The 6655-nt window shown below is 47.0% G+C and carries 5 protein-coding genes and 1 pseudogene; all 6 read right to left on the reverse strand.

The annotated features are described in order from the left end of the window. Positions 1-99 precede the first annotated feature (99 nt). Complete coding sequence (locus Y79_RS0105500) at positions 100-894, reverse strand: MBL fold metallo-hydrolase (RefSeq protein WP_016936786.1); 795 nt, start codon at positions 892-894, stop codon at positions 100-102. Positions 895-945: 51 nt separating this feature from the next. Further along, positions 946-2244, reverse strand: a complete 1299-nt coding sequence (locus Y79_RS0105505) for an Mg(2+)/citrate complex secondary transporter CitM (protein ID WP_016936787.1) — start codon at positions 2242-2244, stop codon at positions 946-948. 193 nt (positions 2245-2437) lie between these two features. After that, positions 2438-3400 (reverse strand): tripartite tricarboxylate transporter substrate binding protein, encoded by a 963-nt coding sequence (locus Y79_RS0105510; RefSeq protein ID WP_016936788.1) that lies wholly within the window; start codon positions 3398-3400, stop codon positions 2438-2440. A gap of 12 nt (positions 3401-3412) precedes the next feature. Next, positions 3413-4093 carry a response regulator gene (locus Y79_RS0105515; RefSeq protein ID WP_016936789.1) on the reverse strand — a complete coding sequence of 227 codons (681 nt, stop codon included), beginning with the start codon at positions 4091-4093 and terminating at the stop codon, positions 3413-3415. Further along, entirely contained in the window at positions 4090-5694 is a 1605-nt protein-coding gene (locus Y79_RS0105520; RefSeq protein ID WP_049628085.1) for a sensor histidine kinase, read from the reverse strand. The genes Y79_RS0105515 and Y79_RS0105520 overlap by 4 nt, the downstream gene beginning before the upstream one ends. 426 nt (positions 5695-6120) lie before the next feature. Beyond that, a pseudogene (locus Y79_RS1000000120670) lies at positions 6121-6655 on the reverse strand (collagen-like protein); the annotation flags it as partial.

Genomic DNA, 6655 nt, shown 5'->3' on the forward strand with positions numbered 1-6655 from the left:
CTGCTTCTCATTGTATCGTTTTTAAGGGTGAACACAATGGTTTTTTTGTCTCATACTGGAAAGTGCAAAGAAAAAACACCTGTGATTTTCGCAGGTGTTTCACAAAACGGAATGCAGTTTTTCAGCCAGTGTAAGCAAATCATCACGGTAGTTTTTTCCTGACATCGGAATCCCGTGACCCGTCAAAAGCGCTTCCGGCTCCAGTTCGGCAAGTTTTTGAACGGATGCTGCCGCCGTCTGTGTATCCGCTGTGAAATAGGCGGGCGGCCCGTGAAGCTCTTGCTTTTGAATGACAACGTCCGCAAGGGATTCCTGCTCAACAGTGATCACGGCATCACCGGCAATCAAAACGCGGTCTTTCTCCCGGAATAATGAAATATGGCCGGGGGTGTGGCCGGGCGTATGAATCCATTTCCAATCTTCAAGCAATGGAACGGCGCCGTCTGAAGGCAGCGCCTGAACGGACGGAATGCGGATCGTATGGCGGGGAAACAGCGGTGAAAGCTTTGCGACAAGCCCTTTTTTCGCATCCGGCCTGGCAGGCGGATAATCAGCTTTTCCCGTGACATACGGGAGCTCCTGTTCATGAATATAAACCGGTACATCCCAATGCTTAAGCAGCTCTTCCATCGCACCGACATGGTCAAAATGGCCGTGCGTCAAAATGACGGCCTTCAGCTGATACCCCTGCCCGAACCGGTGTTTCATTTCATCTGTAATCATTTCCGCCGATTGCGGCATTCCCGCGTCAACAAGAATGATTTCCCCCGGAACTGAGGGATTTTCGATAAAGTAAACATTCGCAATCTGCACGGTCAGTCCGTAAACGCCGTCCGCCGCTTTAAAACCGACGCCGCTTTTAACCGAAAAAAGCGGCATAAACGGATCACTCATCATGGCACCTCCTCTGATGCCTTTAGTGTGCGACGAACAGTCTGTTTTATGTTAAAAAATCGTGATCGCGCCGATAAGGAGTGCAAAGGCAGTCATGACGATAACGGCGAGAACCGCCCATTTCATCGCAAATTTCTGATGCTCATCAATGGTTACCCCGGCAAGCCCGACTAATAAATGCGTCGACGGCACGAGCGGGCTTAACATATGAATCGGCTGGCCGATAATCGAAGCGCGGGCGATTTCCACCTTATCAACACCATACGCCACGGCGGTTTCGGACAAAATGGGCAGCACGCCGTAAAAATAGGCGTCATTGGGCATCAGAAATGTAAAAATACCGCTCGTTAAGGCAACAATCGCCGGAATAAATCCCCCCAGCTGCTCCGGAATAAGCGAAACGAGAGATATGGCCATTTCATCAACCATCTTCGTCCCCGTTAAAATTCCGGTAAACACGCCTGCGGCAAAAATCATCGACCCGATCGCAAGCACATTGCTCGAATGGGCTGAAATGCGCTCCCTTTGATCGTTAAGCTTCGGATAATTGACAATCAGCGCGATACAAAACGCGATGATGAACAGCACGGTTAAATTCACTTTTCCTGATACTAAAAACCCGACTAAAGAAAGCGTTAACAGTAAATTGAACCACCACAGTTTCGGCCGCTTCCATTCATCTTCCGCAGCCGCAGCCGTTTCATTTGTATGGGACGGCTGCTTTAATTCGATCACCCCGAGCCGTTTCCTTTCCATCCTTCCGAGTACATAAGCGACCGCAATCATACACACCATGCCGCTCGCAATAACAGGCAGCATCGGTCCCGTCAGCTCCGCCGGGTCCACGCCGAGCGCGCTCGCCGCACGCGGCGTCGCGCCGCCCCATGGGATCGTGTTCATAATCCCCATGCCGACCCCGGCGATTCCCGCTAAAATAATCGGACGGATTCCGAGCATAATATATAAAGGCAGCATTGCGCTAGTCGTAATCATATACGTCGTCGAACCGTCTCCGTCCAGCGCGACAAGCATGGTCAGCACGGCTGTTCCGACAACAATTTTGAGCGGATCGCCTTTGACCAGCTTTAAAATACGCGCAACCATCGGATCGAATAAACCGGTATCAATCATAATGCCGAAATAAAGAATCGCAAACATAATCATGACTGCAATCGGCGCCACCTGTTCAATACCGGAGATCATCATCCCGCCGACCCGGTTAAATGAAAAGCCGGCAATCAGCGCAAATACGATCGGCGTCAATACGAGCGCCGTTAACACCGAAAGCCGTTTTGTCATAATCAGCACCATAAAAACAACCATCATAAGAAAGCCTAAGATTGCTAACACAGTATGTCCCCCTTATTATGAATACGCTTACATTTTAAAGGCCCGATTCCCCTTCATCCGCCTTTTTGCTATATTATGAGAATTGCATATTGAAGTAAATATTTTGGATTTTAAAGATTTTTAATTTTTTATAACCTTTTCGTTCATTTTGTTCATTTATAAATAAAAAGGATTCCGCATGTCTGCGGAATCTTTATTTTTCGCTGCTCATCATTTCTTTATAAAACTCGGTCTGCTCTTCTAAAAAGTGTTTTGCGCCGCTGCTGTTTTTATAAAAGCTCTCCCAATCCTGTTTTTTCATCATTTGTTTCCACTCAGCAGATGAGGTAATCTGTTTCAAAGCCTGATCCCAATAAGCGATTTCGCCTTCGGTCATGTCTTTCGGTCCCATGATGCCTCTCCAGTGGGCAAAGACAAACGGCACTCCCTGTTCTTTCCATGTCGGGACATCGCTGAAGCCCGAAAGCCTTTTGTCAGAAGTAACGGCCGCTAATGTGATTTTCCCTTTTTGATAGGTGTCTCTCGCTTCTGAAATGGTCATCGAGGCGGCATCTATATCATGATTGATAAGAGCTTCAATGACTTCATTGCTGCTCCCGTATTGAAAAAAGCGGATATCAAACGGCGAAATTCCCGCCATTTCCGCGGCTCTCGCAAAGGAGAGCTGGTCATCATTTCCGAGACCGGGCGCAAATCCGATCTTTATGCCGCCCGGATGTGTTTTAATATCGCCGAGCAGCTGCTTTCCGCTTTTTATCTTTGAATCTTTCGGAAGAGCGACAGTCTGCCACTCTTTTGCAATAATGGCCAAAGGCGTAAAATCATCTGCCTTCAGCCGGCTTTGTCCTAAAATTTCATTGCTTAACAGCAGGCTTGAATTCATACTGATGACATCCGTTTTGCGTTCATTTACATATTTCCAGCCGCTGTCTCCGCCTCCGCCGGGCTTATAGACAATCTTTACGAGCCGGTCTAATATATGCTTCCGCTCTATTACCGATTGCAAGGCTTTTGCCGTTACATCCCAGCCCCCTTGAGGCGCTGCGGGTACAACGATTTCAATCGGTCCTCCGGCTGAGCGGATGCCCGCCATCTGCCGTCCGTCAAATGAAACCAGCGCCGCCAGCAAAACAAGGAGCACTCCCAACCGCTTCATTTCTCCCATCCCTTATTCATGTGCTAAATAATATTTCCGTTCCGGCCTGCCGATAATGCCGTACTCTAATTCAGCGAGCGCTTCTTCCTGAGAAACGAGAAACTCGGCGTAGCGCCGCGCCGTTGTTCTGGAGGCCCCCATTTTTTCACCCAGTTCTTCAGCCGTCATCCCTTTTTCTGCAGTCCTGAGCGCGTTTTTGATTTTTTGAAGTGTAATAGAATTAATGCCTTTGGGCAGATCATTGAGCTGTTTTTGTTCTTTCTGGCCGCTTCCGAAAAACATATCGATGACGGACTGGCTCAGCTCCGGCTGTGAGTGCAGCCAATCTCTTTTTTCACGGTACTGCAAAAGCACTTCTGTAAATTTATGTGCCGAAACCGGCTTTATGACATAGTGGGAAACGCCTGATCTGAGCGCTTCCTGCAGCAATCTTGTTTCGGCAGAAGCCGTAATAATGATGATATCAACAGAAGGAAAACGGCAGCGGATGAGCGGCAACAAATCTGTCCCCAGCTCATCCGGCATATAAATATCCAAAAGCAGCAGATCAGGCTGCCGGTTCTCAAGCAGCGATATGGTGTCTTTGGCATTGATTGCTTTGCCGATGACATTGAATCCATCAAGATGTTCGATGAATTTTTCATGGATTTGCGCGATTCGAAAGTCGTCCTCTGCAATCGCGATATTAATCACACGGATTCCCCCTTTGGCCTTTCTTTCGGTATAAACACCGTAAATACGGCACCGCCGCTCTTTTGCTGTGAAATCTCTATCCATCCCTGCAATTCACTGACGGCTTCCTTCAGATTGGCTAAGCCGTATCCTCTCCTTGTCCCCTTTGAAGAGTATCCCTTTTCAAATATCGTTTCTGTTTTTTCCTGAGGCACCCCATCTCCCGAGTCCGCCACTTCTATGACAATATCCCTTCCGATATCAGTCATAAAAAAGGATACCTCTTTTTTCTCTTTTTCGGCGACGGCTTCGAAAGCGTTATCAATAAGATTTCCGATGATTGTAATGAGCTGGGATGAGCCCACATGCGCCGGCAGCGATTCTAAAAAGCTGTTTTCATCTATTGAAAGCTTCACTTTCTTCTCAGATGCCTTTCCCATTTTTCCTAATAGTATGGCCTGAACCCGCTGTGAATGAATGTTTTGAAAGAGGATTTCGTGCTGTTCATTCTGGATGGCGTACTCTTCTTTAATCAGTTCAATGGCTTCATCGTATTCTCCCAGTTCTAACAGACCGAGTATCGCGTAAAGCTTGTTTGAGAATTCATGCGTTTGCGCACGGAGATCTTCCGAGTATTTTTTTATTTCAGTCAGCTCGTTAATCAGCTTCTTGAGCTCCGTTTTTTCGCGGAAGCTTATGACCGCTCCGTATACTTGCCCGGCCTGTCTCATCTCTTTTACGTTTAAGATAAACACTTTATCCCCGGCTCGCACCTCCACGTTCGGCGGTAATTCTCCGCCTGCAAAAACGGGCATGAGCCTTGCGCCCGGCATGATTTCTTTTATATGCCTTCCGATCATCGGTTCCGGAAGATGCAGCATATCAGCCGCAGACAAATTCATCATGGTCACCGCACCTTCTTTGTTTACGGCGATAATCCCTTCTTTAATCGCAAGGAGCATCGCATTTCGCTCCCGGTACAGCGCCGCAATTTCATGCGGTTCAAGGCCGAGTGTATCTTTACGGATGCTTTTTGCAAGCGCCGCCGCTCCCCCGATGCCGATAAGGAACACCAAACATGCAAAATAGCTTAAGTGCCGCAGATGCGCTTTCATATCTTTTTCTATCTCATCTTGCAGAAACTCGACTGTCACCGTTCCGACGACTTCGTTATGATTTTTTTCCTCCAGAATAACCGGTGCGCTTCCCCGGACGGCCTTCATTCCGTCAGAAACCGGAGCCCCGCCGAACATGACGGCTTTGTTTTTCAGATTTTGATTGTCTTTCGGAATGCTGCTGCGATCCGAATGAAACACGGCACGCCCTTTTTGATCGGTAATGTAGACGGCGTGCGCACCTGCCTGTTCTTTCATTTGTTCAATGACGTCTAACTTTTTAAAAGCATTTTGATCCGCAAGCCGGAATGCCTCTTTTACAGGCGGCATGTATGATATGGTTTTTGCCGTCTGCACCGCCAGCTGTTCCGCCTGCTTCTGGCCTTCCTTTAATTGCTGAAAGGCAAATATAACGGTGAGCGTTCCGATGACAAGTATTAATAAAGCCGTAATTAATCCGGCAATTTTCATTTGCAGAGAGACATAAAACCGTTTCTCTTCCAACACAGCACCAGCCGTCCTTTCCTCCTAAAATCATACCACTTTTTATATCCTTATTTTTTATTTTTAAGAATTTTCGTGATATTTTTCTCTTGCCGATTTCCAAAAAGGATGATAGGCATATTTTCACTTTTGAGGATTTATGTAACAAAAATTGATCGCGCCTGCTCCGGTTAGCCCTGTTGCTCAGTCAACCCCGTTCATTTATTCTGGCAATGACAGCCTCATAACAATACCCACAGCAGCCACCCCAAGACTCGTATCTGTTATACCATGTATCTCCTTTTCTCACTACACTATCTCTTCTTACAATATTTTCAGAATACAACTGTGTTTCAAAACCCCATTTAAAGGATTAATTTACAGAAAAAAAGGACCTAACCGTATATCAGTCAGGTCTTTCATCTTTAAAATATCAGTCAGGTCTTTTCATTATGATGTCGGAAAAACAATGCTGTTAAAATCGATATTCAGAGCAGTTGCTGTCGTTAAATTATTAGCAGTTGTGAAAATAACCCTGAGCTGGTAAGTGTTTGTTCCTGCGGTCGGCGCAGTATCCACTGTTGTGTCAGTAATCGAAAAACTATCCGTAGCTGCGGTTGGACTAGTTCGCGACAGAGTTCTTGTATGAATTTGCGCTGCTCCCCTATATAATCTCACTTCAAAAACAAAGTTTGAATTTGCTGCAGTTGTTAACGCGACACTGAGTGCATAATCCAGCTTTACATTCTGCAAAGCATTAACTGGGATTGCCAGCGTAGCAACGGGAACTTCAGTATTTAACGGCGGAAAAACAGTGAGCGGCCCATTAGTTCTTGTGAAGAGCAAGGTTGGTGTACTGCCTGTGGCTCCGGTTGACCCGGTTGCTCCAGTTACACCAGTGGCTCCGGTTACTCCAGTCGCGCCCGTTACTCCGGTTGATCCTGTTGAGCCAGTTGCTCCCGTTACTCCGGTTACTCCGGTTGGA

The sequence above is a fragment of the Bacillus siamensis KCTC 13613 genome (assembly GCF_000262045.1).
Taxonomy (GTDB): Bacteria; Bacillota; Bacilli; order Bacillales; family Bacillaceae; genus Bacillus; species Bacillus siamensis.

Coding starts and splice junctions, on each gene's coding strand:
- Y79_RS0105510 (WP_016936788.1), bottom strand. CDS start 3,400: ATGAAGCGGTTGGGAGTGCTCCTTGTTTTGCTGGCGGCGCTGGTTTCA.
- Y79_RS0105500 (WP_016936786.1), bottom strand. CDS start 894: ATGAGTGATCCGTTTATGCCGCTTTTTTCGGTTAAAAGCGGCGTCGGT.